The following is a 26,101-nucleotide window of genomic DNA, read 5'->3' as shown; positions in this document are numbered from 1 at the left end:
CATGATTACTATCAAAAACATAGCTGTCCGTGCTTTATGCACTAGCGCTATCGCCCTTTTTTCTTCCAATTCGGCCTGGGCGCTGCTGCCCATCCAGCACTGGACGGAGCCCAATGGAGCCAAGGTCTACCTGGTCGAAAGCCCGGTCATTCCCATGGTGGACGTGCAGATCGACTTTGACGCCGGCACGCGCCGCGACCCGGCGGGCCAGTCCGGCTTGGCCAATGCGGTGGCCGCCATGGCGAGCAAGGGCGTGAAGGCCGGGCGCGATGCGAGTGCCGAGCCGGCGCTGGACGAAAACGGCCTGGGCGAGGCCTGGGCCGACCTGGGCGCCAGCTTTGAAGCCAATGCCGACAACGACACGCTGCACTACGTGCTGCGCTCGCTGACCGACCCGCCGCTGCTCGAGCGCGCCGCACGCCTGGCGGCCCGCCAGATTGCCGAGCCCATGACGACCGAAGACGTCTGGCAACGCGATCGCGCCCGCTGGAGCGCCAGCCTGAAAGAAGCCAACACACGCCCCGCCACCGTGGCCAACCACGCGTTTGCCGCTGCGGTGTATGGCAGCCACCCCTACGGCGTGCGCACCACCGAAGAGACGCTGGCCCGCATCGGCGTGGCCGACATGCAGGGCTTTCACGCACAGTACGTGGCCGCCTGCCGCGCCAAGGTCAGCATCGTGGGCGCTGTATCGCGCGCCCAGGCGCAGACACTGGTGGCCACGCTGCTGTCGCGCCTGCCTGCCACGGCAGGCTGCGCACCGCTGCCGCCCGTGGGCGAGGTGGCGGCGCTGACGGCGCCTGCCGAGAAGGCCATCCCATTTGCGTCGGCCCAGGCCCATGTGCTGATCGGCCAGCCGGGCTTCCAGCGCCGCGACCCGGACTTCCTCGCACTGCTGGTGGGCAACCACATTCTGGGCGGCGGCGGTTTTGTCTCGCGCCTGACCCACGAGGTGCGCGAAAAGCGCGGCCTGAGCTACAGCGTCTACAGCTACTTTGCCCCTGGCCTGCACGCCGGGGCCTTCACCGTGGGCCTGCAGACGCGCCCGGACCAGGCCGCCCAGGCCGTGCAGGTTTCGCGCGACGTGATCGCCCGCTTCGTGGCCGAAGGCCCCACCGAGGCTGAACTGCGCGCCGCCAAGGACAACCTCATCGGCGGCTTTGCGCTGCGCATCGACAGCAACAAGAAGCTGCTGGGCAACGTGGCCAACATCGCCTGGAACGACCTGCCGCTGGACTATCTGGACCAGTGGGCCAAAAAGGTCGAGGCCCTCACGGTGGCCGACGTGCGCACCGCCATGGCCCAAAAGCTGCAGCCCGACCGCATGGTGACCGTGGTGGTGGGAGGCAAGCAGCCATGAGCCGATCCACCCTGCGCGGCAGCGCCATCACCGCCGAAATCCGCAAGGCCCAGGCCGCCGCCGCTACGGCCCCCGTGGACCCCAAGGCCGCCAAGAAAAACGCCAAGGACAAAGCGGCGGCGGCCGCCCCCAAGGGCGCGGGCGAAATCCGCATCATCGGCGGGCAATGGAAGCGCACCCGCCTGCCCGTGGCCCAGCGCCCCGGCCTGCGCCCCACGCCCGACCGCGTGCGCGAAACCCTGTTCAACTGGCTGGGCCAGGACCTGAGCGGTTGGCGCTGTCTGGACGCCTTTGCGGGCACGGGTGCGCTGGGGCTGGAGGCCGCGTCGCGCGGCGCCGCATCGGTGCTGCTGGTGGAAAACGATGCGGCCCTGGTCGCCCAGCTGCAGGTGCTGAAGGCCAAGCTGCAGGCCAGCGCCGTGCGCGTGCAGCGCGGCGACGGCGTGTCTGCACTGAAGCAGGCCACACCCGCCGGCCTGGACCTGGTGCTGCTGGACCCGCCATTCGATGGCCCGTTTTTTGAACCCGCCCTGCAGGCGGGCGCCCAGGCCGTGGCGGCCGGGGGCTTCATCTACCTCGAAGCGCCCCGCGCGTGGACGGACGAGGAACTGGCAAAACATGGCCTGGTGCTGTACCGGCACCTCAAGGCCGGTGCGGTGCACGCGCACCTGCTGCAGCGCGGCTGAACACCTTGGCGCTGCAGACCCAGGGCGGGTGTTCCCCGCGTTTGCGCTGGCTGCTGGGGCGCTGATTTTTGGGGAAAATCGCCTCAAGCGCCGGTGTTGTATGTGCTGGATGCTATTGTTTTTGCGGCGACTGGCTGCTGTCGACGGGGCCAGCCTCCGGTATCACCACCAACTGCAGCGCGCCACCTTCGAGCGCGTAGCTGAAGGTGTAGTGGCCCGGTGCCAGCGTGGCCTGGCCACCGGGGAAGGACTGGTCGGTGACATGCGTGAGCTGGCGCTGGCCGATCTGGATGCGGGTCTTGCGGTAGTGCGCCAGCGTGGCGGGCAGCGCGTGCCTGCGGCTGGTGTCGCCGGGCAGCAGCGGGCCCAGGTCCACATTGGTGCCCTGCTGCGGCAGGCCCTGCCAGACATGGGTGAAGGCCTCCTGGCTGCTGTTGCGCACGCGCAGCCACACGTGGGCGCTGCCTTGCGCGCGGGTAGCGGTGGGGCGCAGCAGTGGCGCCAAGGCGGCAGCCAGCAGGGGCAGGCGCTGCAGCAGTGCGCGGCGCATCATGGCGAATCCTTCAGGCTCTCCAGGTCGTTGGTGAGCACGCACACGCGGGCGCGTCGGCGCTCCAGCGCCGCACCGCCAATGTTCAGCGCGGCCGAGCTACCCTGTTCGGCAAAGATGGCGCTGTCCCACTGGCCCTGGGCGGTGTCAAACGCGAGCCAGGCGCGCTGGGCGGCCCGCAGGGTGTCGCGCCGGCCGGGGCCCGCGGCCTTGAGTACCTGGGCGTAGATGCGGTTCAGCTCCTTGTCCCACGCGGCGTAGGCCGCGTTCTGGGCGTCGATCAGGTCCACCGTCACACCGCCGCTGCGCTCGGAGGCGGCGCCCAGGGCCTTGTCGATGGGGTGGGCGGTGCGCTGGCCGCAGAAATGTTCGGCGGCCTGGGCGGCCTGCGGGCCAGAGGCCAGCAGCAGGAAGGTGGTCAGCAGCGCAAGTGCGGTGCGATTGAGGTTGCGGAGGCGGTGGTGATGGTAGTGGTGCATGTGGGTGTGTCCCTCGGGGTCCGCTGTTGTGCTGGCTTAGAGCGGCTAACAAAACTCTTCTGGCGTCGTTGCTGTGTCTTGTCGTACTACTCGTACTGCCTGCGACACAGCGCCTAGCCAGAACCGCTTCGCTGAGTTTTGTTAGCCGCTCTTAATCGCTTGGGTCTATCCGTTGCGGCGTTGTCCGCTCATGCCCCCACCCACAGCAGCGCCGCCAGGGTGGACACCAGCGCCAGCACGGTGAAGGCGACCACCGCGCCGCCGCTGGCCGCTGCCACGCTGGCCACGGTGGACCAGCCGCGCGCCTGGCACCAGTTCGCCAGGTGGCGGGCCATCCACAGCGCGGCGAGCCAGCCCAGCACCAGCAGCACGGCCAGAGTGACCAGCAGCTTTCCGCCCTGGGTGGAGTTCATGCCGTTGCTGCCCAGCAGTGCCGTGAACAGGAAGAACAGCGCGGGCAGCAGGTTGGCGGCACCTGCGATGAGCAGGGTGACGGCGGTGGATGACATGGATGGGACAGCGGCTTATTCGGTGACGGCGTAGCTCAGCACGTCCAGCGACTGCGTGTCCTTGGGGTTCCACGACAGGGCGGCCGCACGCGCAATGACCGTATAGGTTTTGCCTTGTTCCAGCTTGCCGCCGGGCTGCAGTGCGGCGGTGCGCGGGTCCACATAGAGCATGGTGGTCAGGCCTTCAGCACTGCGCAGCAGCACGGGCTGCTTGCCGCTTTGGACCTTTGCGTCGTTGACCCAGGCGGCCTTGTTGCCAGAGGGAGGGTTCAGGCTTTCCACGGTGCCTGACAGGCGCACGATCTTGCGCCACACCTTGCTGTCGTTGGGGTTGGTGACCTTGCCGTTCTCGGCAGCGTCTGCCTTCTGGATGTCGCCTAGCGACTGGTAGGCGATGGTCCAGTCGGCGCGGCTGGTGTCGCGGCGGATGTGGTCGGCCGCGAGCATCAGGTTCTCGGTCCAGTTGCCGCAGGCGTTCTTTTTCTTGCACAGCGCCCAGGCGGTGTTCATCCAGCGCTTGAGCTGCTCGGTCTTGTCATGGCTGCCCATCTCCAGCGCCACGCCCGCGCCCAGCACGGCGGCGGCCTGGTTCTGCTCGGGCGCCACCACCAGCACGGCGCCGTTGCCCACGTCGAGCTTGCCCACGCGCAGCTGGCGCATCATGGCGTGCGCGTAGTCCTCGGCGCTCTTGCCGTCCAGGTCCTTCACCAGCAGGGTGACGATCTCCACGCCCGTCTTTTGCGCATGCTCGTACATCTGCTTTTCAAATTGGGCGCGGATGGCCGGGTCCAGGATGCCGAACTCGTCGTAGATGAACTGCGTGCCCTTGGACGGGATTGCGGCCACGTCGACCTTGGGCAGGGTTTCGGCGGCGGCAGCTGCCAGGGCCGGGGCCGGCGCCTTGGCCGCAGGGGTGGCTGGCGTGGGGGTGGACGCAGCCGTGGGTGCTGGGGCCTTGGCCACTGGGGTAGCGGGCGCCTGCACTGGTGATGGCGCGGCAGGCGCCGCCGCTGCCGTGCGCACCGGCAGCCCGCCGGAGCATTGTGGCCCGCCGCCCTGCAGCTCGCAGGCTTCCTTCCAGCCCGACTCGATGGCGGCCAGGCGCTTTCTGCGGCCGGGGTGGGTTTCGCCGTCCTTCTCGGGGATCAGCGTGGCGATGGCGCGCTGGGCGTCGGCCAGCGGCGCGCCCATCTTGTAGAGCACAAAGCCGCTGAACTTGTCGGACTCCAGCTCGATGGGCGGCTGGCTGCCGCCGGGCACGATGGTGTGGCCCGAAAGGTGGTGCCCGATCTCGTGGGCCATGATGCTCACGGGCGCCCAGTTGTTGGACTTGGTGGCCTCGATCACCTGGCCCATGAAGGCCGGGTTGTAGGCAATCACGCGGCGTGGCACCTGGTCGGGCCCTTGCATGATCACGGCGGCCGCGTTGGGCACCTTGCCCTCCACCACCACAAAGTTGGCGGGCAGGCCGGTGTATTTCATGATCTCGGCCACCACCTGCTTGCCGGTGCCGCCGCCCTTGGACAGGTCGGGCGGTGAAAACGCCAGCGGGCTGCCGTCGTACGAGCAGGCCTGCAGTGTGGCGGCGAGGTCGGCCACCAGCTGCGCCTTGCTGGGCTTGGCCACGGCGGCGTTCTTTTGGGCCATGGCAAGGCCGCCTACGGCCAGGCCGACGAGGGCGCAGCAGGCCAGGGCGACGGGGCGCAGTTGGCGTAGGTGGGGCAGGTGGGGCAAGGAGTGGCGAGACAAGGTCATGGGCAGGGGCCTTTCATGCGACGCTCGGCGCCGCGCTAGGAATAAAAGAGACAAAAACAGAGAGAAAGAAGTCAGACCACCAGCGCCGCCACGCGCAGCACGCGCTGGGCCAGTTCGGCCTGGCCCCGGGTGCCGGTCTTGGCATACAGGCTGGCCAGCTGCGATCGCACGGTGGGCATCTTTACTTGGCGGGTGTCGGCCATTTCGCGCGGTGTCATGCCTTGCAGCAACAGGGGCAGCAGGGCCGCTTCGGCAGGGGTGAGGCCGTAGAGCGCGCTGCACACCGACACGGTGGCGCCCGCGTGGGGCGGGGTTTCGGGCACCAGGATGAACTGGGCCAGCGCCTCGCCAGTGGCGGGGGCCGTACCGCCGCGCAGGGGCGCGGCCAGGGCCACCAGCGTGGCAGGGGCCCCGGGGTGCTGGGGCTGCAGCCGGGCAGAGACGGGTGTCTGCGTGCTCAGGCTGGTGCCCAGCAGCGGCACCAGCGCGGGGTGGATCTGTGCCAGCTGCAGTGGCTGGCGCGCCTGCCAACCTGTGGCGCTGTGCAGCAGGATGCGGCAGGCGTCCTCAATGCCCAGCCATGTACGGGCGTGTTCGTTCAGGTAGCGCAGCTCACCCCGGCGGTTCACGTGCATCACGCCCAGGGGCAGCTGGTCCAGTGTGCGCTCCAGCGCGCTGGTGTGGCGCTGGGCCTGCTGCAGGCGGCGCTGGGCGCGCATGAGGCTGCGCACCCAGGGCGTGGCGGCGCGCAGGCGGGCAAACTGCTCGGGCGTGAACTCGCTCTGGCCCAGGTCGTTGTACATCGCCAGCACATGCATGCCGACCTCGGGCGAGGCCTCGACGATGCTGTTGACCATGGCATCAATGCCCAGGGGCTTGAGGTAGTCGGCATAAAACGCGCCCCGGCGCAGCGCCGGGGTGCTGACCAGCTGCTGGCTGAGCGAGCCGCCGCGCGCCAGTGCGGCACCCTGCTGCCGTTCCAGCGCCTCGCTCCAGGCGTCGCAGCCCTGGATGAGCTGGGCGTAGCGCGCCAGAAAATCGTCGGGCATGCCCCACTGGTAGGCAGCCAGCGGGTCGTCCGAGCCGGGCAGGGGGCAGAACAGCACCACCTTGTGGCTGCCCAGCGCCTCGCCCAGGCGACGCAGCAGGCGCTCCACCATGCCGGGCTCGCCCAGGGCCTCCAGGCTTTCGGCCATCAAGGCCTCAAAACCTGGGATGCCCGGGTGTTGCCCCATGCGCTGCATATCCCACTCCTGACCGGCCAAGGCGGCCTCCTTTTCGCTGATTTGGTTGAACTGCGGCGGATCGTAGGTGCGTTGCCGCCAGGGCAACATCATTCAGGTGAAGGATGTGGTGGCACTCCGACACACAATCGTGAACTGGTTCACATTTTTCAGCGGGCGCCGGGTGGCTCAGCCGCCCATCTGCCAGAGCACCAGCTCCACCACGCCCCGGGCATAGAGCTGGGTGGCCTGCCACTTGAGCCCGGCAAACAGCGCCCCGGCCAGCAGCAGCCAGCCCGCGTCGCGGCGCGGGTCCAGCAGAAAGAACTGCCGCAGCGCCAGCATGAACATCAACGTCTGCAGCGCCGTCATGTACCAGGGCGACCACTGCTTGTGCCACTTGAGCAGCTCCGGCGAGTGCGCCAGCACCAGGGGCAGCTGGTTCACCATCTGCAGCGCAATGAACACCGCCTGGCAGTACAGCGCCAGCGCCAGCAGCTCCGCCATGTTGTAGCCGCGCCGGCGGAACACCAGCCACATGCTGGCAGAAGCCGCCACCGCCCCCAGCGAAAATGACCACTTTGAGTACGCAGTCACCAGCGCATACATGCGCTGCGCGGCCTCGCTGGGCAGCTCGGGCCGCAGGTAGTCGGTTTGGCCCAGCACGATCAGCAAAAAGCCGATGGACAGGAACAGCAGCGTGAGCGGGTGCGGGTGGTCCTTGCGCTGCCCCAGCACATACTCGCGCGCCATGGTGCCGGGCTGCGGCAGCACCCTCAGCGCGTTGCGGATAGTGCTCCACTCAAACCACCGGAACCGCTCCCAGGCCTCCTTGCGCACCATGCGGGTACCCATGCGCGCGGCCTTTTTCTGCCCACAGTGCGCGCAAAACGGCCCCGTGAGCGGCGCACCACAGTTGAGGCAGGCCGAGGTGTCGAACAGGGCGTCGTGGATCGGGACGGGGGGGGTGGGTGCAGAGGTCACAGGCTGGGCATACCGTGCAGCAAAACGGGCTGCGGATGGTAGGCCGCGAGCCCGCGCCTGGCATCGTTCAGGTGGACGATGCGGCGGCCGGGCGGGGTGGCATCCGGGTTCATGTTGCACTGCACTGCATAATGCGCGCACGCGGCCCGGCGGGCCCTGCGGGGAGCGCCCCGGGGGCCGGGGCCAACGTCAATCGCCAGACAGGAGACAACCAGCCATGGCCCAGAACGTGCTCGCCGTGTACCCCGGAACCTTCGACCCCATCACCCTGGGCCATGAAGATGTGGTGCGCAGAGCCACCCAGTTGTTTGAACGTGTGATCGTGGCCGTGGCGGCGGGCCACCACAAGAAGACCCTGTTCTCGCTGGAAGAACGCATCGACATGGTGCGCGAGGCCGTGAAGATGTATCCCCAGGTGCAGGTCGAGCCCTTCTCGGGCCTGCTGCGCGACTTTGTGGTGTCGCGCGGCGGCAAGGCCATGGTGCGCGGCCTGCGCGCCGTGACGGACTTTGACTACGAGTTCCAGCTCGCGGGCATGAACCGCAGCCTGATGCCGCAGGTCGAAACCGTGTTCCTCACCCCCAGCGACAAGTACCAGTTCATCAGCAGCACCTTTGTGCGCGAGATCGCGGTGCTGGGCGGCGAGGTGACCAAGTTCGTGTCGCCTTCGGTCGAGGAGCGGCTGGCAGTCAAGGTGCGCAGCCTGGCAGCGCCGGGCGGCTGAGGACACGTCCGAAACGCTCCAAGAGCCGCACTTGTGGCTCTTTTTTGCCGGTAGCGATAGTGCAATATGCCTGGGCTGCTATCAAAATCGTAGTTTATAGATCGTGTGGCCTCAGTCCATGGCGGGCGGTAGCCTCTCCGCAATGGCGTGTGCCTGCGCGCGCAGGGCCTCCAGCATGGGCACGACCTCGGGCAACGGTGGGCGGTACAGCGGCAGCAGCGCCGTCACGCTGAACGGGATGGAAAACGCCAGCCGCCGCAGCACCAGTCGCTCGCTGGCGGCTGCCAGGGCGGTGACCGGGTTGACGATGGCGATGCCCAGGCCCTGCTCGACCATGGCGCACACTGCGGCGGCGCTGTGGGTCTCCACGCGAAGCGTGCGCTCCACGCCCGCCTCGGCAAACCGGGCGTCGATCAGGCGGCGGTAGGGGTCTTCGGCCGAGAGGCTCACAAAAAACTCGCCCGCAAAGTCGGCCAGGTCCAGCACCGGCTGGTGCGCGAGTGCGTGGCCTGCGGGCAGCACGGCCACCTCGTCCAGCGTCAGCAGCACCTCCGCCCGCGCGCCGGGCGGGGCGGTGGTCTGCTCGCACAGGCCCAGGTCAAACCGCTGGGCGCTCATCCATTCTTCGAGCAGGGGCGATTCCTGCGGTGTGACCGATAAGCGCGTTGTGGAGTGTGCCTCGGGGTGCGACTGCATCAGCCGCGCCGCCGCGCCCGGCAGCAGCGCATGGGCCAGCGCGGGCAGGCACAGCACCGACAACTGCACGGCTCCCGACCGGCCCAGCGCCACGGCCCGGTCCACCACACGCTCCAGCCCCTGCCAGGACCGCTGCACCTCATCCCACAGCGCCAGCGCCCGCGCGTTGGGGCGCAGGCGACCCTGCACGCGTTCAAACAGCGCATAGCCCAGCAGCGACTCCAGCCGCGCCAGCTCGCGGCTCACAGTGGGCTGCGAGCTGTGCAGCAGGTCGGCCGCGCCGGTGGCGCTGCCTGCGGTCATCACGGCGCGGAAGACCTCGATGTGGCGGTGGGTGATGCGGTGGGTGGTACGGTAATTCAGTGGGGGCTCGGTCATGCCAGTCATGCACAGAGCATATCCATATTGAATGGATGGCGTAAATCAAAGCATTCGACTGAATGCATGGATGGCGGCATCATCCGCGCATCGTTCACGCTGAGAGCGGCTAACAAAACTCTTCTGGCGTCGTTGCGGTGTCTTGTCGTACTGCTCGTACTGCCTGCAACACAGCGCCTGGCCAGAACCGCTTCGCTGAGTTTTGTTAGCCGCTCTTAGTACCCTTGGAGCCTCCCCATGTCCAACCCCTTTTCGCCCGCCCAGCTCTGGGCCCTGGCCGACCAGTTTGGCACCCCGCTGTGGGTGTATGACGCGGCGACCATCCGCCAGCGCATTGCGCAGGTGTCCAACTTCGAGACCATCCGTTTTGCCCAAAAGGCCTGCTCCAACATCCACATCCTCAAGCTCATGCGCGAGCAGGGCGTGAAGGTGGATGCGGTTTCGCGCGGCGAGATCCTGCGTGCGCTGGCGGCGGGTTATGTGGCGGGTGGCGAGCCGTCGGAGATCGTGTTCACCGCCGACCTGTTCGACGCCGCTACGCTCGACTGCGTGGTGGAGCACGGCGTGCCGGTCAACGCGGGCTCCATCGACATGCTGCACCAGCTGGGCGCGCGTTCGCCGGGCCATGCGGTGTGGCTGCGCATCAACCCCGGCTTTGGCCACGGCCACAGCAACAAGACCAACACCGGCGGCGAGCACAGCAAGCACGGCATCTGGCACACCGACTTGTCTGCGGCGCTGGCTGCGATCAAGCAGCATGGCCTGAAGCTGGTGGGTCTGCACATGCACATCGGCTCGGGCGTGGACTACAGCCACCTGCAGGAAGTGTGTGGCGCCATGGTCAACCTGGTGCGCACGGCGCATGCGGCGGGGCATGACCTGCACGCCATCTCGGCGGGCGGTGGCCTGTCCATCCCCTACCGCAGTGGCGACCCGGTGGTGGACACGCAGCACTACCACGGCTTGTGGGACGCCGCACGCCAGCAGGCCGAGGCCATCGTGGGCCACAAGCTCGGCCTGGAGATCGAGCCCGGCCGCTTTCTGGTGGCCGAATCGGGCGTGCTGCTGGGCCAGGTGCGCGCCACCAAGAACGCGGGCAGCAACCACTTCGTGCTGGTCGATACCGGCTTCAATGAACTCATGCGCCCGTCCATGTACGGCAGCTACCACGCCATGAGCGTGCTGCGCCGCGACGGCTCCACGGCCGCCGAGCAGCCCACGGTGGTGGCAGGCCCGCTGTGCGAGTCGGGCGACGTGTTCACCCAAGGCGACGGCGGCGTGGTGTTGCCGCGCGACCTGCCCGCCGCCCAGGTGGGTGACCTGCTGGTGATCCACGACACGGGCGCGTACGGCGCCAGCATGTCCTCCAACTACAACACGCGCCCGCTGATTGCCGAGGTGCTGGTGGACGGCGGCGGCCAGGCCCGCCTGATCCGCCGCCGTCAGACGGTGGACGAGCTGCTGGCGCTGGAGCTGGGGCTGTAATCCCGGCCGCAGCGCTGGCCTCCTACGCTGTGGGGTGGATCTGCCACAGGTCCGGGTAGGTGAGGGCCTACGGGTTTGGGGTGCAAAGCCGGACAAGGGGCGGCCGGGGTGAGAAATACAGTGAAACCACCTGAACTTCTCACCCTTTCAAGGAGATCCCCATGCCTCTCATTGCCTGGCTACTTGGCGTCCCGCTGTCGGTTGTGCTGCTGCTGATGTTGTTTGGGGTGTTCTGAACCCGCATCCTGGCGCGCATGGCATTGACGCCGCCAAACAAAAGGCCCCTGTGGAGTTCCGCAGGGGCCTTTTGTCTTGGGGGATCAGTAGGGGTCACATCAGCTCGGAGGCCGGCCCGCGCCCCATCAGCGTGACAACCGCGTCGGCCGGGGTGAGCTGGCCATCCAGCAGCGCTACCACCGCGCGGGTGATGGGCATGTCCACCCCGAGCGCTGCCGCCCGCTGCGCCACGGTGCGCGCGCTGTAGACGCCCTCCGCCACATGGCCCAGCGACTCGACGGCCTGCGGCAGGGTCTTGCCCTCGGCCAGCAGCATGCCCACGCGCCGGTTGCGCGACAGGTCGCCCGTGGCGGTCAGCACCAGGTCGCCCAGGCCCGACAGGCCCATGAAGGTATCGGGGCGCGCGCCCAGCGCCAAGCCCAGCCGCGTCATCTCGGCCAGGCCGCGCGTGATGAGTGCTGCGCGGGCGTTCAGCCCCAGCGCCAGCCCGTCGCACAGGCCGGTGGCAATGGCCAGCACGTTTTTCACCGCGCCACCCACCTCCACGCCCACGATGTCTTCGTTGGCATACACGCGCACGCTGGGGCTGTGGAAGGCACTGACCAGCGCATCGCGCACCTGCGCATGGGGGCTGGCTGCCACCAGGGCGGTGGGCTGGCCCAGCGCCACTTCTTGCGCAAAGCTGGGGCCGCTGAATACGCCCGCTATCAAATTGGGAGCTATCTGCGCTTGTATTTCGTGCGCTAGCAGCCCAAAAGATGCCGGATCGGCCCCCGCAGGCACGGCTTCAAAACCCTTGCACAGCCAGGCCACCGGCGCGGCGCAGCCGTGCAGGGCCTGCAGCATGCCGCGCAAGGCGGCCATGGGTGTGGCCACGATGACGAGGTCGGCCCTGGTCCACAGCGCAGCAAAGTCGCCATGGGCCAGAGTGAGGGAGGGGGGGAGGGTGATGCCGGGCAGGTAGCGCGCGTTGTGCCGCTGCGTCTGCATCTGGGCCGCCTGGGCGGCATCGCGCGCCCACAAGGTGACGGCATGGCCTGCGGGGTGCTGGGCGGCACTCATGGCCACCGCTGTCCCCCAGGCTCCAGCGCCCAATACTATGATTTTCATAGCTGTATGCGCTTATTCATCCAGCACTACAGGCATAAATGCCTGTGAATGCTTACTGCGTGATGATGGGCGAAGCTTGGCCAGCAGCCTGGGCTTGCTGTTGCTCGTACATGGCCTGGAAGTTGATTTCGGCCAGGTGCACGGGCGGGAAGCCAGCGCGGTTGATCAGGTCGGCCACGTTGCCGCGCAGGTAGGGGTACACGATCTGGGGGCAGGCGATGCCCATGATGGGGCCCATCTGGTCCTGGGGCACATTGCGGATTTCGAAGATGCCGGCTTGCTTGGCTTCGACCAGGAACACGGTCTTGTCCTTGATCTTGGTCTGCACGGTGGCCGTGACGGCCACTTCAAAGATGCCTTCGGCCACGGGGGTGGCTTCCACGCCGAGCTGGATGTCCACGCTGGGCTGCTCTTGTTCGAGCAGGATGGCGGGGGAGTTGGGTTGCTCCAGCGACATGTCCTTGAGGTAGACGCGCTGGATCTGGAACACGGGGTTTTCTTGGTCGGCCATGGTGAAGTCTCTTTGCTCTTACGAAATTGCTAGCAAAACAAAACCCGCCGGGGAGCAGCTCCCGCAGCGGGCACATGGGGCTGCATTATGCAGCGCCCGAAGAGGTGGTCAGGCGCCGAGCAGGAGCATCAGCTCGCCACGGCTGTCCAGTGCCACCAGGTCGTCGTGGCCGCCCACGTGGGTGTCGCCGATGTAGATCTGCGGCACCGTGCGGCGGCCGGTGATTTCCATCATGTGGCTGCGCGCGGCGGGGTCGGTGTCGATGCGGATCTCCTCGATCTGCTCCACGCCCTTGGACTTGAGGATCTGCTTGGCTCGGATGCAGTAGGGGCAGACGGCGGTGGTGTACATCTTCACGGGTTGCATGGCGAACCTTCCTCTTTCTTCCTGTGGGACTGAAAAACCAGTCGCAAGACTAGCGCTGAGCGAATAACTGGGGGCGGATCAGGCTTTTTCCACAGGCAGGCTGGCTTCGCGCCAGGCCTTCATGCCGCCGGCCATGGCCTGGGCGTTGTCATAGCCCAGCTTTTTGGCAATGCCGACAGCGCGATTGGCGCGGGCGCCGCTGGCACAGACCAGCACCACGGGCAGGGCCTTGTTCTTGACCACAGTGGGCAGGCGCTCTTCCAGTTGGGAGACGGGCACGTTCTTGGCGCCGGTGACGTGGCCGGCCGCGAATTCCTCGGCTTCGCACACGTCGATGACCACCGCTTTTTCGCGGTTGATGAGCTGCACGGCGCGTGCGGGTGTCAGCGAGCCGCCACTGGCGTTCTGCAGGACCGGCCACAGCAGCATGCTGCCCGAAGCCAGTGCAACGAGGAACAGATACCAGTTATCAATAATGAATTTCACGAAGCTTCCTTGGGTTGGCGAACCGCGTAATTCTAGAATGCCGGGTTTGGTCTGCTTTTTCTTTAGCCCGTATTTCCTGGGGAAACCATGTACAAGCTCGTTTTGATCCGCCACGGCGAATCCACTTGGAACCTTGAAAACCGCTTCACCGGCTGGACTGATGTGGACCTCACGCCCACTGGCATCTCCCAGGCCATGTCGGCCGGCAAGCTGCTCAAGGCTGAGGGCTACGAGTTCGATCTGGCGTTCACCAGCGTACTCAAGCGCGCTATCCACACTCTCTGGTACACGCTGGACGAAATGGACTGCACCTGGCTGCCCGTGGTCAAAGACTGGCGCCTGAACGAGCGCCACTATGGCGCCCTGCAGGGCCTGAACAAGGCCGACATGGCCAAGCAATACGGCGACGAGCAGGTGCTGGTGTGGCGCCGCAGCTATGACACGCCGCCGCCCGCACTGGAAGCCACCGACCCCCGCAGCGAGCGCGGCGACCGACGCTACGCCGGTGTGGCTGCCGAGAACGTGCCCTTGACCGAGTGCCTGAAAGACACCGTGGCCCGCGTGCTGCCGTTCTGGAACGAGGCCATGGCGCCCGCCATCCGTTCGGGCAAGCGGGTGGTGGTGGCTGCGCATGGCAACTCTATCCGCGCGCTGGTGAAGTACCTGGACAACATCTCCGAGACCGACATCGTGGGCCTGAACATTCCCAACGGGATTCCACTGGTATACGAACTGGACGCCGACCTCAAGCCCATCCGTCACTACTATCTGGGCGATGCCGAAGCGGCGGCCAAGGCTGCAGCTGCCGTGGCATCGCAGGGCAAAGCGTAAATCGCAGGTAAAGAGCGGGGAAAACCCCGCTTATCCCCGCCAAAGTGAGCGTCCATGCGGAACTGCGGCGGGTTTGGCCCTTCCAAGGTGTATATTGGTTTCGAAGCGGTAAAAGGTGTTGTATGGGCCACAAACTCAAGATTGCAGGATGGGTATCGGTAGGTGTGGTGGCGGGTGCGCTCACCACGGTGTCACTGCAAACGGTGGCGCGCGGCGCCATGACACCGCTACCACTTGAGGAAATCCAGCAACTCTCCGCCGTGTTTGGTCTGGTCAAGACCGATTACGTCGAGCCGGTGGATGACAAGAAGCTCATCACCGACGCCATCTCCGGCATGGTGTCCAGCCTGGACCCTCACTCCCAGTATTTCGACAAGAAGTCTTTCAAGGAATTCCGCGAGGGCACGTCCGGCCGCTTTGTGGGCGTGGGCATCGAGATCACGCAGGAAGACGGACTGATCAAGATCGTGTCGCCCATCGAAGGCTCTCCTGCCTTCCGTGCTGGTCTCAAGACCAACGACCTGATCACCAAGATCGACGAGACCGCCGTCAAGGGCTTGGCGCTCAATGACGCCGTCAAGCGTATGCGCGGCGAGCCCAGCACCAAGGTCACGCTCACCATCTTCCGCAAGGACGAGAACCGCACGTTCCCTGTCACCATCACCCGGGAAGAGATCAAGACCCAGTCCGTCAAGGGCAAGGTGATCGAGCCGGGCTACGCCTGGATCCGCCTGTCTCAATTCCAGGAACGCACGGTGGACGACTTTGTGCGCAAGGTGGAAGAGGTTTACAAGCAGGAGCCCAACCTCAAGGGCCTGGTGCTGGACTTGCGCAACGACCCGGGCGGCCTGCTGGATGCCGCCGTGGCAATCTCTGCGGCCTTCCTGCCCGAGAACGTGACCGTGGTGACCACCAACGGCCAGCTGGCCGACAGCAAGGCCACCTACAAGGCCGCGCCCGACTACTACCAGCGCCGGGGCGGCGGTGATCCGCTCAAGCGCCTGCCTGCATCCCTCAAGTCGGTGCCTCTGGTGGTGTTGGTCAATGAAGGCTCTGCCTCCGCCAGCGAAATCGTGGCGGGCGCATTGCAGGACCACAAGCGCGCCACCATCATGGGCAGCCAGACTTTTGGCAAGGGCTCGGTGCAGACCGTGCGGCCTTTGGGCCCTGACACCGGCATCAAGCTGACCACTGCCCGTTACTACACCCCCAGCGGCAAGTCGATCCAGGCCAAGGGCATCGTGCCCGACGTGATGATTGACGAGTCGGAAGAGGGCAATATCTTCGCCGCCCTGCGCATGCGCGAGGCGGACCTGGACAAGCACTTGAACAGCGGCCAGGGTGAAGAGAAGAAGGACGAGGCCCGCGAGAAAGCCCGCGAGGAAGCCCGCAAGCGCATGGAAGAAGAGGCCAAGAAGCCTGCGGCCGACCGCAGGGTGCCCGAGTTTGGCTCCGACAAGGACTTCCAGCTGGTGCAGGCCCTCAATCAGCTCAAGGGCCGCCCTGTGCTGGTCAGCAAGACGCTGACAGAGCGCAAGGAAGAAAAGAAAGAGAATTGAGCCTTTCGCGCTCCGACCCCGGGCTGGATTTCGCGAGGAATCCAGCCTTTTTCATGTCTGCCTGTTTCACCGTTGATTTTTTGGCCACTGCCGGCCAGCCTTCCCATGACCGATGACCAGCTCCTGCGCTATTCCCGCCACATCCTGCTCGACGAGGTCGGCATCGAAGGGCAGGAGCGGGTGCTGGCGGCCCATGCGCTCGTCATCGGCGCTGGCGGATTGGGGTCGCCCGCTGCGCTGTATTTGGCATCCGCTGGTGTGGGGCGCATTACCCTCGTTGATGACGATGTGGTGGACCTGACCAACCTGCAGCGCCAGATCGCGCACACCACAGCCCGTGTGGGCACTCCCAAGGTCCAATCGGCAGCGCAGGCCATGGCCGACATCAACCCCGAGGTGCAGGTCACCTCCCTACAGGCCCGGGTGGATGCTGCGGCTTTGGACCGCCTGGTGCGCGATGCCACAGTGGTGCTCGACTGCAGCGACAACTACGTAACCCGCCAGGCGATCAATGCGGCGTGTGTGCGCCACCACAAGCCGTTGGTAGCCGGCGCTGTGATCCAGTTTGACGGGCAGATCACGGTGGTGGACCCGCGCGATGCGCAGTCGCCTTGTTATGCCTGCATCTTCCCGCCCGACGCGGAGTTCGAAGAAGTCCGCTGCTCAACGATGGGGGTGTTTGCACCGCTGGTGGGTGTGGTGGGCGCGATACAGGCGGCCGAAGCGCTCAAGCTCATCGCGGGGGTGGGGCAGTCGCTTGCGGGTCGGCTGCTCATGCTGGATGGCCGGGCCATGGAGTGGAACACCATGCGGGTGCAGCGCCATGCCGACTGTCCGGTATGTGTTGCGCGGTAGGACTCTTCCTACATGGCCAGCGTGCTGTGGCTGGCAGAATCCGGCGGACAGAGGCCTTAAATTCAAGGCTAGGACAGCGCGATCTGCACTGTCCGTACAGATGGACCCGCCCGTGAAACTGCGCACCTACATTGTTGAAGACAACGCCACCATCCGCGAGAACCTGATTGGAACCCTGGAGGAGTTGGCGTCTGTCGAAGCAGTGGGCGTGGCAGAAACGGAAGACGAGGGCACGAACTGGCTCTCCACCCACCCCGAGGCATGGGACTTGGCCATCGTCGATCTGTTCTTGCGGCAAGGCAGCGGGCTGGGTGTGCTGGCGGCTTGCCGTACGCGTCGGCCGGGGCAGAAGATGGTCGTGCTCAGCAACTATGCCACGCCGGATGTGCGCATGCGCTGTGCGCAACTGGGCGTGGATGCGGTGTTCGACAAGTCCAACGAGATCGATGCCCTGGTGGACTACTGCGTGCAACACAGCAGCGTGTCCCACGCCATGGGCGCCACCAGCAGCGGCGGAGCGCCAGCTGCTTCATCAGGCGCGGCGCAGTGACACCACCCGCCGCCGCGTGCGTAGTTGCATGCGGTGGTCGCGGTGTTTGTTTTTCTTCCCTTTTTTGGAGTGCGGCAGGTGGCCTTGCCCGGGCCCTGCGAGGCAGCAGGGCGCAGGCAGGCGAGGCGATGTCAGTCGATCAGGCGATTCTTGAGCGCGTAGTAGGTCAGGTCGCTGTTGGACGACAGGCTCATTTTTTCCATCAGGCGTGTGCGGTAGGTGCTCACCGTCTTCACGCTCAGCGAGAGCGACTTGGCAATATCCCCCGCCGTCTCTCCCTTGGCCAGCTTGAGAAACACCTGGAACTCGCGCTCCGACAGCTGCTCATGCGGCGGCGCGTCGTCCTTGCGGTTGAGTTGCTGCGCAAGCAGCTCGGCAACGGCAGGCGTCAGGTAACGGCGGCCCAGCGCGATGGTGCGGATGGCTTCCACAATTTCCGACGGCTCGCACTCCTTGTTCAGGTAGCCGCTCGCGCCCTGGCGGATCAGGTTGATCGCATAGTGTTCTTCGGGGTACCCGCTCAGGATCAGGATGCCCATGTCAGGCGCCTTGGCGCGCAGCATGGCCAGGGCATCCAGCCCGCTTTGGCCGGGCATCGACAGGTCCATCAGCAGTACATCGATTTCCTTGTTGCGCACCAGGTCGATGGCCTCACGGCCGTTGGCAGCTTCGCCCTCGACCCGAAGGTCCACATGCTCGGACAGGAACTGCTTGAGCCCGGAACGAACAATCGCATGGTCATCCACAATGCCGATCTTGATCATTGATGCTTCTTTCGAGGCGGCAGCCACAGACTGCCGGTGTGTGTTGAAGTCCAGATGCCCCATCGTGTCATGGCACGGCAGGGGCGTCAAAACGGTAGTCGGTCATTATCCAGAATAAGCGTATGAATCTCCAAGAAAACACCCGGCGTTGGTTACCAAAAGTCCGACAGATGGCCTTGAGCCTGCCCATGGCGCTGCTGGCGGCCATGGTGCTGGTGGGCATCAATGAAACGGGGCACATGCGTTCGCAAGATGCGGTGGAACAACTGGCCCAAGGACTTACCACACGGTCTGATGTGAACAAGCTGTTGCAGAGCATGCTGGACGCAGAAACCGGCCAACGCGGCTATCTGCTCACGGGCAATGAAACCTACCTGGAGCCCTACGACAAGGCCGTGGCCACCGTGCAGACCAATCTCGACAGCCTGCGCATGCGATTCATGGATGCGCCTGCAGACATGCAGGAGTTTGCGCTGCTATCGCGGCAGATATCGCGCAAGCTGGCCGAGATGGAATTGAGCTTGCGCCTGCGCCGCCAGGGCAACGAAGACGCGTGGAAGTTCATCCTCAACACCGATGTGGGCAAGGAACACATGGAGGCGATCCGCCAACATGCGCAAGAGCTCATCGCCCGCAGCGACAAGCGCCTGCAGCAGGGCCGCGAGCAGATCGAGCAGTCGCTGATGCTGTCGCGCATCGGCATTGCCACCGTCACCGCCATCGGCCTGCTGGCCTTTTACATGTACCTGCGCCAGACGCAGGCAGTGCAAACGGTGAACCTGCGCGAGCAAGAGGTGCTGGAGCGCGAGCGCGACCGTCTGGAGGGCCTGGTGCGGGACCGCACCGCCACGTTGTCTGAGCTGGCCAACCACCTGCAGCAGGTGCGGGAAGAAGAGCGCGGCCATCTGGCGCGAGAGCTGCATGACGAACTGGGCGCGTTGCTGACGGCCGCCAAGCTCGATGTGGCGCGCCTCAAGTCCAAGATCGACGCCACCGCACCCGATGTGTCGGAGCGGCTCAAGCACCTGACGGAGACGCTCAACAGCGGCATTGCGCTCAAGCGCCGCATCATTGAAGACCTGCGGCCTTCGTCCCTGTCGAACCTGGGGCTCACGGCCGCGCTGGAGATCCTGACGCGCGAATACGCCGAGCGCGCGGGCATCGACGTGGAGACCAGCCTGGAGCCGGTGCAATTGCCCGATGCAGCGCAGCTTACGGTGTACCGTATGGTGCAGGAGGCGCTGACCAATATCGGCAAGTACGCCAAGGCCAGCAAGGTACTGGTGTCGGTGCACGGCTACCCCACCCATGTGGCGGTGCAGGTGCGCGACGATGGTGTGGGTTTCGACCCGGGCACCGTCCGCCCCACCTCGCACGGCTTGGCTGGCATGCGCCACCGGGTCGAGGCGGCGGGTGGGCGCCTCACGCTCACCTCGCGCCCAGGGAACGGCACGCTGCTATCGGCTGTTTTGCCGCTGCCGCGCAATGCCTCAGATACACGCCGCGACGCCGCTGCGCACGACGCCTGAAAGCCAGGCTTGCGGCTTTTCCCATCCCTATTCTTTCCCTCTCGCCGCGATGCAAGGCAAACCGGGTACGGCCATCACGGGCACAGGGCGCTGCACCTGGGCCGCAGTGTCGCCCTGCGCGGCGCAGCCGTCGGTATCTGCCCGTGCGTGCCGTCCTACACCACCCCCACTGCGCCGCCGACACGGGGGCGCGCCGCACACCGGCATTCAGGGCTGCGGGCGATACCTACAGTTGACCCCAGGCGCTGAGGTTTTGGCGCCACCCGATCTGCCGGCAAGCCGGCCACCCATAAGGAGATGGAAATGTTGCACTACGCAGTTGTTTTTCTGGTGATCGCGCTGATTGCAGCCCTCTTCGGTTTTGGCGGTATTGCTGCCGGCGCCGTGGGCATCGCAAAGATTCTGTTCTTTGTGTTCGTGATCATGGCCGTGGTCACCTTCGTGCTGGGTCTGCTCAAAAAGGGGTAAGCCTGGCCTGACGGCCCGGCCTTCGACCCACCCCCTCGCGCATTCCCCTTTTGCATATCCCAAGGAGTTTTCTGATGAGCCTTCAGACCGCAACCGACAAAGTGACGACGGGCGTTCGCAACCTCACCGATGACGTGCTGCAAAGTGCCCAAGAGGCTGTGCAGACCACGCGTGCTGCCGCAGACCAGTCGCTCGATAAGGCCGAAGCCAGCGTGCGTGCCCTGCGCCGCCAGGCAGACCCCGCCATTGACGACCTGGCGGCCCGTGCCCAGGACCTGGCTGCCCGCAGCATTGACTACTGCGCCGAGACCAGCGCGCGTGCACGCCGCCAGATGCAGCAGGCCGCAGAGGCTACCAGCAAGTACGTGGCCGAGCAGCCCGGCAAGTCGCTGGTGATCGCCGCCGCATCGGGTGCCCTGCTGGCCACCGTGGCGATGTGGATATCGCGCCGCCGCGATGCATACTGAGCGTTGAAGGTGGGTGATGCTGGCGTTCATCCGCCGGTGCCCCGCCAGCGCTGATTTTTTGGCCCCTTTCCCACAGTCCGCCGGTCGCGGAGGGTGCAACAGACCGGTGGATTGAATATGTCCCAGCACCCGCGTTCCCAACCATTCTTGAACAAGGAAAACACCATGAAATACGCACGTGCCCTCGCTTTCGCCGCAGTCGCTGGCATCACCATCGTTACGGCCACGGGCTGCTCGGTGGCTCGCGAACAGCAGACTGTAGGTTCTTATGTGGATGACGCCGGCATCACCGCTGCCGTGAAGGCCAAGATGGCCGAAGACAAGAACGTGTCCGCCACCTCCATCAGCGTGGAAACGCTGAACGGCACGGTCCAGCTGTCGGGCTTTGCCAAGTCACAGACCGAAAAGAACCAGGCTGAAAACATTGCCCGCAACACCAAGCACGTGCGCGAAGTGCGCAACAGCATCGTTGTGCGTCCCTGACCGGACGGGGCTTGCGCCACGCGCATGGGCCTAGCGCTCACGCCCGATGGCGTTACCCCCTGAAGCAGGCTCCGGGCATATCTCGGGGCCTGTTTTTTTGTGGGCTCCTCCGGTGCTGTGTCGGGAGAGCCTGCGCTTGGTTCACTCTCATTGCCCCGACCCACGGGGTATAAGCTCCACACCATGCGGGTATTCAATTGCGACCATTGCGGTCATCTGGTGTTTTTTGACAGCGTGCAATGCCTGCATTGCGGCAGTGCGCTGGCGTTTTTGCCCGATGCGCTGACCATGGCCGCGCTGACCCCTGCGCCGCAGGACGGTGCCGACCTGTGGCGCCGCCGGGGCAGGCAGGGGGGCGCTCATTCCAGCGGGCGCCTGTACCGCATGTGCCGCAACCACACGGACCACCAAGCCTGCAACTTTGCGATACCCGTCCACGATTTCACAGAGCTGTGTGTGTCGTGCCGCCAGACCCGCGTGATGCCCGACCTGTCCGAGCCTGCGAACATGGGGCGGTGGATGCAGATCGAAGCCGCCAAGCGGCGGCTGTTCTACAGCCTGGCCCGCTTGGGGCTGGAGCCTGCGCCCGGCGGCACGAGCCCGGTGTTTGAATTTTTGGCGGAGGTGCCGGGCGGCCCGCCCGTGCTGACGGGCCACAACAATGGCACCATCACCCTCAACGTGGCCGAGGCCGATGACGATGAGCGTGCGCGCCGCCGCATCGCGCTGGGTGAGCCCTACCGTACGCTGATTGGTCACCTGCGCCACGAGTCCGGCCACTTCTACTGGGACCAGCTGGTGCGCGATGGCGAGCGGCTGGATGACTTTCGTCAGATGTTTGGTGATGAGCGCCAGGACTATGCAGCGGCCCTAGAGGCCCACTACGCCAAGGGCAATGACGGCAACGACTGGGCCGACCACCATGTGAGCGCCTACGCCGCCGCCCACCCCTGGGAAGACTGGGCCGAAACCTGGGCGCACTACCTGCACATGATCGACCTGCTGGAAACCTCGGCCAGTTATGCCACCGAGGTCACCATCCCTGGCATCTACGGCCCGCAGCGCAGCAGCGCCATCGACCCCTTTGCCAGTCCGGCGCCCGACTTTCAGTCCATGGTGCAGCACTTGGTGCCGCTGACGCTGCTGCTCAACAGCCTCACACGCAGCCTGGGGCAGCCTGACGCCTACCCGTTTGCGCTGGCGAGCGCGGTGCTGGCCAAACTGCGCTTTGTGCACGACATGGTGCGCGAAGCCGCCTTGCGGCCAGCTCCTGTGGCAGCTCCGGTCCCCGTGCCGCCAGCCGCACCTGCTGCCCATCAAGGGATCAAAAAGAATAGCAAATCAGCCAATAAAGACCGGCGCTAGCAGGCGGTTTGGCTTAAACTCGGCGGCCACGCCGTCCGCAGGGCCTGAAAACGGCCTGGAACTTGCTTGAGGGCTTGCAGGAGATTGGCTCTCATGCAGAAGTTCGACGAGATGGTTACCTGGCTTCCCCTGGCCGGCCTGGACGGTGCGGCAGGCTGGGCGGGCAGCGATGTCCGGCCCCACTATGCGCGGTTTGCGCAATGGCTGGCGCGCCAGAGCGCCGAGTCCATGCAGGCGCGCCGCGCCGAGGCCGAGGTCATCTTCCGGCGCGTGGGCATTACCTTTGCCGTGTACGGCGCCAAGGACGAGGACGGCGCAGGCACCGAGCGGCTCATCCCCTTTGACCTGATCCCGCGCATCATTCCGCAGCAGGAATGGGCGCACATGCAGCGCGGCCTGGTGCAGCGGGTCACGGCGCTCAACCGCTTCATTCACGACGTGTACCACGGCCAGGACATCCTGCGCGCCGGCATCGTGCCCGCCGAGCAAATCCTGCGCAACGCCCAGTTCCGGCCCGAGATGGTCGGCGTTCATGTGCCGCTCGACATCTACTCCCACATCAGCGGCATCGACATCGTGCGTGCGCCGGATGCGTCGGGCGAGGGCGTGTACTACGTGCTGGAAGACAACCTGCGCGTGCCCAGCGGCGTGAGCTACATGCTCGAAGACCGCAAGATGATGATGCGGCTGTTCCCCGAACTGTTCGCACAGCACCAGGTGTCACCGGTGGCGCACTACCCGGACCTGCTGCTGGACACACTGCGCGCCAGCGCCCCGGCCGGCGCGGCCGACCCGACCGTGGTGGTGCTCACGCCCGGCATGTACAACAGCGCCTACTTCGAGCACGCCTTCCTCGCGCAGCAGATGGGCGTGGAACTGGTCGAGGGGCAGGACCTCGTGGTCAAGGACCAGTTTGTGTACATGCGCACCACGCGTGGGCTGCAGCGGGTGGATGTGATCTACCGCCGCGTGGATGACGATTTTCTCGACCCCGACGTTTTCTGCCCCACCTCCACCCTGGGCTGTGCGGGGCTCATGGCCGCCTACCGGGCAGGCAATGTCGCCATCTGCAACGCCGTGGGCACGGGCGTGGCCGACGACAAATCCATCTACCCCTATGTGCCGGACATGATCCGCTTCTACCTGGGGGAGGAGCCCATCCTGCAGAACGTCCCCACCTGGATGTGCCGCAAGCCGGATGACCTGCGGTACGTGCTGGACCACCTGCACGAACTGGTGGTGAAGGAAGTCCATGGCGCGGGCGGCTACGGCATGCTGATTGGCCCTGCAGCCACCCGGGCCGAGATCGACGCTTTCCGCGCCGCAGTCATCGCCAAGCCCGACGGCTACATCGCCCAGCCCACGCTCAGCCTCTCCAGCTGCCCCACCTATGTGGACAACGGCATTGCACCCCGCCACATCGACCTGCGGCCCTTTGTGCTCAGCGGCCAGAAGGTGCAGATGGTGGCGGGCGGCCTCACGCGCGTGGCCCTCAAGGAGGGATCGCTGGTGGTCAATTCGTCGCAGGGCGGGGGCACCAAGGACACCTGGGTGCTGGGCGACCAGCCTGCGGCAGCGCAGGCCTCGTCCCTGCCCACGCAAACACAAAGCCAAGGGAGGGAATGACCATGCTGAGCCGTACTGCCGATCATTTGTTCTGGATGGCCCGTTACACCGAGCGGGCAGAAAAGCCCTGCGCAGCGGGGCTTTCGAAAAAATACGGCAAGCGTGTGCAACACGCTCGGGGTTCTCTGCCCTCGTCCAAGAAGGAGATCACATGCTAAGCCGCACCGCCGATCATTTGTTCTGGATGGCCCGTTACACCGAAAGGGCAGAGAACACCGCCCGGATGCTGGACGTCAATTACCAGAGCGCGTTGCTGCCCCAATCGACCGAGGTCGCCACCCTCGGCTGGCAGGGCTTGCTGTCCATCAGCGAGCTGCTGCCCGCCTACACCGCCCAGCATGGCGAGGTGACGCCCGTCAAGGTGCTCGACTTCATGGTCAAGGACCCGAGCAACCCTTCGTCCATCGTGGCCTGCCTGCAGGCCGCGCGCGAGAACGCGCGGGCGGTGCGCGGGGCGCTCAACACCGAGGCCTGGGAGATCCAGAACCAGACCTGGCTTGAAGTGAACCGCCTGATTGCGAGCGGTGCGTTGGAGCAGGACCCTGCACGGTTCTTCGAATGGGTGAAGTTCCGCTCGCACCTGTCGCGCGGGGTGACGGTGGGCACCCTGCTGCAGGACGAGGCGCTGCACTTCGTGCGGCTGGGCACGTTTCTGGAGCGGGCCGACAACACAGCGCGGCTGCTGGACGTGAAGTTCCACGCGGTGCAAAGCGACTTCAGGGGCGCGGCCGCGGCGCAGGACCAAGACTATGACTTCTATCACTGGAGCGCCATCTTGCTCAGCGTGTCGGGCTTCGAGACCTACCGCAAGGTGTACCGCGATGTGATCACCCCCGAGCGTGTGGCCGAGCTGCTGATCCTGCGGGCCGACATGCCCCGCTCGCTGCACGCCTGCATGAAGGAGGTGCTGGGCAACCTCGACATGCTGGCCAGCGGCCAGTCGGCCGAGACCCAGCGGCACGCGGGGCGGCTGCTGGCGCACCTCAGGTTCGCGCGCATCGATGAAATCCTGACCCATGGCCTGCACGCCTACCTCACCCAGTTCCTGGAGCGGGTGAACGACCTGGGGGCGCGGATCAGCCGGGACTTCCTGGTGCCTGCGGCGGTGTGAGGGGTGCGTCTGACGCAGTCAGTGCAGCGGCCGCAGCACTAGTGGCCGCGGCTTCGGGCACCGGCTCCACCGTCACCCCCACCTGCAGCACATGGTGGTCGCCGCCGTGGATCACACCGCGCAGCGGCGACACATCCGAAAAATCGCGGCCGATGGCTAGCGTCACATAGTCCTCGCCCGCCGGCCGGTCGTTGGTGGGGTCCAGGTCAAACCAGGCGTTCTCGTTCTGCGCGCTGTCTCCACCATCCGCTGAAGGCGACCACACCGACACCCAGGCGTGCGAGGCATCGGCGCCCACCAGCCGGGGCTGTCCGGGCGGGGGCTCGGTCAGCAGGTAGCCGCTCACATAGCGGGCTGCCAGGCCCAGGCTGCGCAGGCAGCCAATCATCACGTGGGCAAAGTCCTGGCACACGCCCCGGCGCAGCCGCAGCGATTCGAGCGCGGGCGTACCCGCATCGGTGGCGTTGGCGGTGTAGGCAAAGTCGGCATGGATGCGCGACATCAGGTGGCTGGCGGCCTGCATCAGCGGGCGGCCTGGCGCAAAGCTCTCGGCGGCATAGGCCGCAAAGTCGGCGTGCCGGGGGATATAGGGCGAGGCAAAGCTGAACTCGGTGGCCGCGTGGTAGGGCTGGCCGCGCCGGTAGCTCAGGCGCTCGCGCACGGCCTCCCATGGCTCGCCGGGCGGTGCGGCGGGCACGGGTCGGGTCTCCAGCAGGCTTTCGGCGCGTACCCGCAGTTGCTCGTGGGTGAAGGGCAGGCTGAAGAACGTGCGGGTGTTGCCAAACACGTCCTGCACCATGTTGCACTGGGTTGGGGCGGGGTCCACCTGCAGGCTGTGGGTTAGCACTCGCTGCACCATGCCGGTGCGCGGGCGCAGATGGGCCATGTGCTGGGCGTTCTGCACCGTGGGGGTGTAGTGGTACACCGTTTCGTGGATGACGCGCAGCTTCATGG

At 66.0% G+C, this 26,101-nt stretch carries 28 protein-coding genes and 1 pseudogene; 16 read left to right on the top strand and 13 right to left on the bottom strand.

What is annotated here, in order from left to right; translation table 11 throughout:
* Window position 1: 1 nt before the first annotated feature.
* Both ACT531_RS10510 and rsmD read left to right on the top strand, forming a co-directional pair.
* Window positions 2-1,360 (top strand): M16 family metallopeptidase, encoded by a 1,359-nt coding sequence (locus ACT531_RS10510; RefSeq protein WP_476017387.1) that lies wholly within the window; start codon window positions 2-4, stop codon window positions 1,358-1,360.
* A complete protein-coding gene (gene rsmD / locus ACT531_RS10505) occupies window positions 1,357-2,046 on the top strand; it encodes a 16S rRNA (guanine(966)-N(2))-methyltransferase RsmD (RefSeq protein ID WP_476017386.1) in 690 nt (229 codons plus the stop codon). Before ACT531_RS10510 ends, rsmD begins: the two co-directional genes overlap by 4 nt.
* A gap of 112 nt (window positions 2,047-2,158) precedes the next feature.
* On the opposite strand, the gene ACT531_RS10500 is transcribed toward rsmD, so the two are convergent.
* The 6 genes from ACT531_RS10500 to ACT531_RS10475 form a co-directional block, all read right to left on the bottom strand.
* Window positions 2,159-2,599, bottom strand: a complete 441-nt coding sequence (locus tag ACT531_RS10500) for a hypothetical protein (RefSeq protein ID WP_476017385.1) — start codon at window positions 2,597-2,599, stop codon at window positions 2,159-2,161.
* Complete coding sequence (locus ACT531_RS10495; protein WP_476017384.1) at window positions 2,596-3,075, bottom strand: lysozyme inhibitor LprI family protein; 480 nt, start codon at window positions 3,073-3,075, stop codon at window positions 2,596-2,598. Before ACT531_RS10495 ends, ACT531_RS10500 begins: the two co-directional genes overlap by 4 nt.
* A gap of 188 nt (window positions 3,076-3,263) precedes the next feature.
* On the bottom strand, window positions 3,264-3,584 hold the full coding sequence (locus tag ACT531_RS10490; protein WP_476017383.1) for a hypothetical protein: 321 nt from the start codon (window positions 3,582-3,584) through the stop codon (window positions 3,264-3,266).
* A gap of 15 nt (window positions 3,585-3,599) precedes the next feature.
* On the bottom strand, window positions 3,600-5,339 hold the full coding sequence (locus ACT531_RS10485) for a TPM domain-containing protein (protein ID WP_476017382.1): 1,740 nt from the start codon (window positions 5,337-5,339) through the stop codon (window positions 3,600-3,602).
* 71 nt (window positions 5,340-5,410) lie between these two features.
* Entirely contained in the window at window positions 5,411-6,676 is a 1,266-nt protein-coding gene (locus ACT531_RS10480; RefSeq protein WP_476017381.1) for a helix-turn-helix transcriptional regulator, read from the bottom strand.
* A gap of 75 nt (window positions 6,677-6,751) precedes the next feature.
* The gene (locus ACT531_RS10475; RefSeq protein WP_476017380.1) at window positions 6,752-7,546 is read right to left on the bottom strand and encodes a DUF3667 domain-containing protein; all 795 of its coding nucleotides are present in this window, start codon (window positions 7,544-7,546) and stop codon (window positions 6,752-6,754) included.
* A gap of 217 nt (window positions 7,547-7,763) precedes the next feature.
* Between ACT531_RS10475 and coaD the strand changes: the two genes are divergently transcribed.
* Complete coding sequence (gene coaD / locus ACT531_RS10470) at window positions 7,764-8,270, top strand: pantetheine-phosphate adenylyltransferase (RefSeq protein WP_015015486.1); 507 nt, start codon at window positions 7,764-7,766, stop codon at window positions 8,268-8,270.
* Between the two features lie 111 nt (window positions 8,271-8,381).
* On the opposite strand, the gene ACT531_RS10465 is transcribed toward coaD, so the two are convergent.
* Complete coding sequence (locus tag ACT531_RS10465; RefSeq protein WP_476017379.1) at window positions 8,382-9,344, bottom strand: LysR family transcriptional regulator; 963 nt, start codon at window positions 9,342-9,344, stop codon at window positions 8,382-8,384.
* A gap of 237 nt (window positions 9,345-9,581) precedes the next feature.
* Here ACT531_RS10465 and lysA point away from each other — a divergent pair, with 237 nt between their 5' ends.
* Entirely contained in the window at window positions 9,582-10,829 is a 1,248-nt protein-coding gene (gene lysA, locus ACT531_RS10460; RefSeq protein ID WP_476017378.1) for a diaminopimelate decarboxylase, read from the top strand.
* A 330-nt stretch (window positions 10,830-11,159) separates the two neighbouring features.
* Here the strand turns inward: lysA and ACT531_RS10455 are convergent, their stop codons facing one another.
* From ACT531_RS10455 to ACT531_RS10440, 4 genes are all read right to left on the bottom strand, one after another.
* On the bottom strand, window positions 11,160-12,176 hold the full coding sequence (locus tag ACT531_RS10455) for an NAD(P)H-dependent glycerol-3-phosphate dehydrogenase (protein ID WP_476017377.1): 1,017 nt from the start codon (window positions 12,174-12,176) through the stop codon (window positions 11,160-11,162).
* Window positions 12,177-12,228: 52 nt separating this feature from the next.
* Window positions 12,229-12,687 carry a protein-export chaperone SecB gene (gene secB, locus ACT531_RS10450; RefSeq protein WP_295938023.1) on the bottom strand — a complete coding sequence of 153 codons (459 nt, stop codon included), beginning with the start codon at window positions 12,685-12,687 and terminating at the stop codon, window positions 12,229-12,231.
* Between the two features lie 108 nt (window positions 12,688-12,795).
* Window positions 12,796-13,053 carry a glutaredoxin 3 gene (gene grxC, locus ACT531_RS10445; protein WP_476017376.1) on the bottom strand — a complete coding sequence of 86 codons (258 nt, stop codon included), beginning with the start codon at window positions 13,051-13,053 and terminating at the stop codon, window positions 12,796-12,798.
* Between the two features lie 78 nt (window positions 13,054-13,131).
* Window positions 13,132-13,539 carry a rhodanese-like domain-containing protein gene (locus ACT531_RS10440; protein WP_110960116.1) on the bottom strand — a complete coding sequence of 136 codons (408 nt, stop codon included), beginning with the start codon at window positions 13,537-13,539 and terminating at the stop codon, window positions 13,132-13,134.
* An 87-nt stretch (window positions 13,540-13,626) separates the two neighbouring features.
* On the opposite strand from ACT531_RS10440, the gene gpmA reads away from it, so the two are divergent.
* From gpmA to ACT531_RS10420, 4 genes are all read left to right on the top strand, one after another.
* A complete protein-coding gene (gene gpmA / locus ACT531_RS10435; protein ID WP_476017375.1) occupies window positions 13,627-14,370 on the top strand; it encodes a 2,3-diphosphoglycerate-dependent phosphoglycerate mutase in 744 nt (247 codons plus the stop codon).
* 122 nt (window positions 14,371-14,492) lie between these two features.
* The gene (locus ACT531_RS10430) at window positions 14,493-15,929 is read left to right on the top strand and encodes a S41 family peptidase (RefSeq protein ID WP_343733476.1); all 1,437 of its coding nucleotides are present in this window, start codon (window positions 14,493-14,495) and stop codon (window positions 15,927-15,929) included.
* A 105-nt stretch (window positions 15,930-16,034) separates the two neighbouring features.
* Window positions 16,035-16,784, top strand: a complete 750-nt coding sequence (locus ACT531_RS10425; protein WP_476017374.1) for a HesA/MoeB/ThiF family protein — start codon at window positions 16,035-16,037, stop codon at window positions 16,782-16,784.
* A 112-nt stretch (window positions 16,785-16,896) separates the two neighbouring features.
* Window positions 16,897-17,334 carry a response regulator gene (locus ACT531_RS10420; protein WP_476017373.1) on the top strand — a complete coding sequence of 146 codons (438 nt, stop codon included), beginning with the start codon at window positions 16,897-16,899 and terminating at the stop codon, window positions 17,332-17,334.
* A gap of 131 nt (window positions 17,335-17,465) precedes the next feature.
* Here ACT531_RS10420 and ACT531_RS10415 read toward each other — a convergent pair whose 3' ends face one another.
* The gene (locus tag ACT531_RS10415) at window positions 17,466-18,098 is read right to left on the bottom strand and encodes a response regulator (protein WP_015015475.1); all 633 of its coding nucleotides are present in this window, start codon (window positions 18,096-18,098) and stop codon (window positions 17,466-17,468) included.
* A 122-nt stretch (window positions 18,099-18,220) separates the two neighbouring features.
* Here ACT531_RS10415 and ACT531_RS10410 point away from each other — a divergent pair, with 122 nt between their 5' ends.
* The 8 genes and pseudogenes from ACT531_RS10410 to ACT531_RS10375 all read left to right on the top strand — a co-directional run bounded on the left by ACT531_RS10410 (window position 18,221) and on the right by ACT531_RS10375 (window position 25,147).
* Window positions 18,221-19,627 carry a sensor histidine kinase gene (locus ACT531_RS10410; RefSeq protein ID WP_051022589.1) on the top strand — a complete coding sequence of 469 codons (1,407 nt, stop codon included), beginning with the start codon at window positions 18,221-18,223 and terminating at the stop codon, window positions 19,625-19,627.
* A gap of 303 nt (window positions 19,628-19,930) precedes the next feature.
* A complete protein-coding gene (locus ACT531_RS10405; RefSeq protein WP_010463174.1) occupies window positions 19,931-20,095 on the top strand; it encodes a DUF1328 domain-containing protein in 165 nt (54 codons plus the stop codon).
* 74 nt (window positions 20,096-20,169) lie between these two features.
* Window positions 20,170-20,562: a hypothetical protein gene (locus ACT531_RS10400; RefSeq protein WP_476017372.1), complete on the top strand. Its 393-nt coding sequence runs from the start codon at window positions 20,170-20,172 to the stop codon at window positions 20,560-20,562.
* A 165-nt stretch (window positions 20,563-20,727) separates the two neighbouring features.
* Window positions 20,728-21,045, top strand: coding sequence for a BON domain-containing protein (locus tag ACT531_RS10395; RefSeq protein ID WP_015015472.1), 318 nt, complete (start codon window positions 20,728-20,730; stop codon window positions 21,043-21,045).
* 183 nt (window positions 21,046-21,228) lie between these two features.
* Window positions 21,229-22,410 (top strand): zinc-binding metallopeptidase family protein, encoded by a 1,182-nt coding sequence (locus ACT531_RS10390; RefSeq protein WP_343733471.1) that lies wholly within the window; start codon window positions 21,229-21,231, stop codon window positions 22,408-22,410.
* 93 nt (window positions 22,411-22,503) lie between these two features.
* On the top strand, window positions 22,504-24,036 hold the full coding sequence (locus ACT531_RS10385) for a circularly permuted type 2 ATP-grasp protein (RefSeq protein WP_476017371.1): 1,533 nt from the start codon (window positions 22,504-22,506) through the stop codon (window positions 24,034-24,036).
* A gap of 2 nt (window positions 24,037-24,038) precedes the next feature.
* Window positions 24,039-24,098 (top strand): annotated as a pseudogene (locus tag ACT531_RS10380) (alpha-E domain-containing protein); the annotation flags it as partial.
* 89 nt (window positions 24,099-24,187) lie between these two features.
* Window positions 24,188-25,147, top strand: coding sequence for an alpha-E domain-containing protein (locus ACT531_RS10375; RefSeq protein ID WP_476017370.1), 960 nt, complete (start codon window positions 24,188-24,190; stop codon window positions 25,145-25,147).
* On the opposite strand, the gene ACT531_RS10370 is transcribed toward ACT531_RS10375, so the two are convergent.
* Window positions 25,113-26,099, bottom strand: a complete 987-nt coding sequence (locus ACT531_RS10370) for a transglutaminase family protein (protein ID WP_476017369.1) — start codon at window positions 26,097-26,099, stop codon at window positions 25,113-25,115. The two genes, ACT531_RS10375 and ACT531_RS10370, sit on opposite strands and share 35 nt — an antisense overlap.
* Between the last annotated feature and the right edge of the window lie 2 nt (window positions 26,100-26,101).

This window comes from Acidovorax sp. DMC1 (assembly GCF_056314325.1).
This window is presented reverse-complemented; position numbering and strand designations above follow the sequence as displayed.

What these genes read in the sequence shown, in the direction of transcription:
- ACT531_RS10510 (WP_476017387.1), top strand. Translation starts at nt 2, where the DNA reads ATGATTACTATCAAAAACATAGCTGTCCGTGCTTTATGCACTAGCGCT.
- rsmD (WP_476017386.1), top strand. Translation starts at nt 1,357, where the DNA reads ATGAGCCGATCCACCCTGCGCGGCAGCGCCATCACCGCCGAAATCCGC.
- ACT531_RS10500 (WP_476017385.1), bottom strand. Translation starts at nt 2,599, where the DNA reads ATGATGCGCCGCGCACTGCTGCAGCGCCTGCCCCTGCTGGCTGCCGCC.
- ACT531_RS10495 (WP_476017384.1), bottom strand. Translation starts at nt 3,075, where the DNA reads ATGCACCACTACCATCACCACCGCCTCCGCAACCTCAATCGCACCGCA.
- ACT531_RS10490 (WP_476017383.1), bottom strand. Translation starts at nt 3,584, where the DNA reads ATGTCATCCACCGCCGTCACCCTGCTCATCGCAGGTGCCGCCAACCTG.
- ACT531_RS10485 (WP_476017382.1), bottom strand. Translation starts at nt 5,339, where the DNA reads ATGACCTTGTCTCGCCACTCCTTGCCCCACCTGCCCCACCTACGCCAA.
- ACT531_RS10480 (WP_476017381.1), bottom strand. Translation starts at nt 6,676, where the DNA reads ATGATGTTGCCCTGGCGGCAACGCACCTACGATCCGCCGCAGTTCAAC.
- coaD (WP_015015486.1), top strand. Translation starts at nt 7,764, where the DNA reads ATGGCCCAGAACGTGCTCGCCGTGTACCCCGGAACCTTCGACCCCATC.
- ACT531_RS10465 (WP_476017379.1), bottom strand. Translation starts at nt 9,344, where the DNA reads ATGACCGAGCCCCCACTGAATTACCGTACCACCCACCGCATCACCCAC.
- lysA (WP_476017378.1), top strand. Translation starts at nt 9,582, where the DNA reads ATGTCCAACCCCTTTTCGCCCGCCCAGCTCTGGGCCCTGGCCGACCAG.
- ACT531_RS10455 (WP_476017377.1), bottom strand. Translation starts at nt 12,176, where the DNA reads ATGAAAATCATAGTATTGGGCGCTGGAGCCTGGGGGACAGCGGTGGCC.
- secB (WP_295938023.1), bottom strand. Translation starts at nt 12,687, where the DNA reads ATGGCCGACCAAGAAAACCCCGTGTTCCAGATCCAGCGCGTCTACCTC.
- grxC (WP_476017376.1), bottom strand. Translation starts at nt 13,053, where the DNA reads ATGCAACCCGTGAAGATGTACACCACCGCCGTCTGCCCCTACTGCATC.
- gpmA (WP_476017375.1), top strand. Translation starts at nt 13,627, where the DNA reads ATGTACAAGCTCGTTTTGATCCGCCACGGCGAATCCACTTGGAACCTT.
- ACT531_RS10430 (WP_343733476.1), top strand. Translation starts at nt 14,493, where the DNA reads ATGGGCCACAAACTCAAGATTGCAGGATGGGTATCGGTAGGTGTGGTG.
- ACT531_RS10425 (WP_476017374.1), top strand. Translation starts at nt 16,035, where the DNA reads ATGACCGATGACCAGCTCCTGCGCTATTCCCGCCACATCCTGCTCGAC.
- ACT531_RS10415 (WP_015015475.1), bottom strand. Translation starts at nt 18,098, where the DNA reads ATGATCAAGATCGGCATTGTGGATGACCATGCGATTGTTCGTTCCGGG.
- ACT531_RS10410 (WP_051022589.1), top strand. Translation starts at nt 18,221, where the DNA reads ATGAATCTCCAAGAAAACACCCGGCGTTGGTTACCAAAAGTCCGACAG.
- ACT531_RS10405 (WP_010463174.1), top strand. Translation starts at nt 19,931, where the DNA reads ATGTTGCACTACGCAGTTGTTTTTCTGGTGATCGCGCTGATTGCAGCC.
- ACT531_RS10400 (WP_476017372.1), top strand. Translation starts at nt 20,170, where the DNA reads ATGAGCCTTCAGACCGCAACCGACAAAGTGACGACGGGCGTTCGCAAC.
- ACT531_RS10395 (WP_015015472.1), top strand. Translation starts at nt 20,728, where the DNA reads ATGAAATACGCACGTGCCCTCGCTTTCGCCGCAGTCGCTGGCATCACC.
- ACT531_RS10390 (WP_343733471.1), top strand. Translation starts at nt 21,229, where the DNA reads ATGCGGGTATTCAATTGCGACCATTGCGGTCATCTGGTGTTTTTTGAC.
- ACT531_RS10385 (WP_476017371.1), top strand. Translation starts at nt 22,504, where the DNA reads ATGCAGAAGTTCGACGAGATGGTTACCTGGCTTCCCCTGGCCGGCCTG.
- ACT531_RS10375 (WP_476017370.1), top strand. Translation starts at nt 24,188, where the DNA reads ATGCTAAGCCGCACCGCCGATCATTTGTTCTGGATGGCCCGTTACACC.
- ACT531_RS10370 (WP_476017369.1), bottom strand. Translation starts at nt 26,099, where the DNA reads ATGAAGCTGCGCGTCATCCACGAAACGGTGTACCACTACACCCCCACG.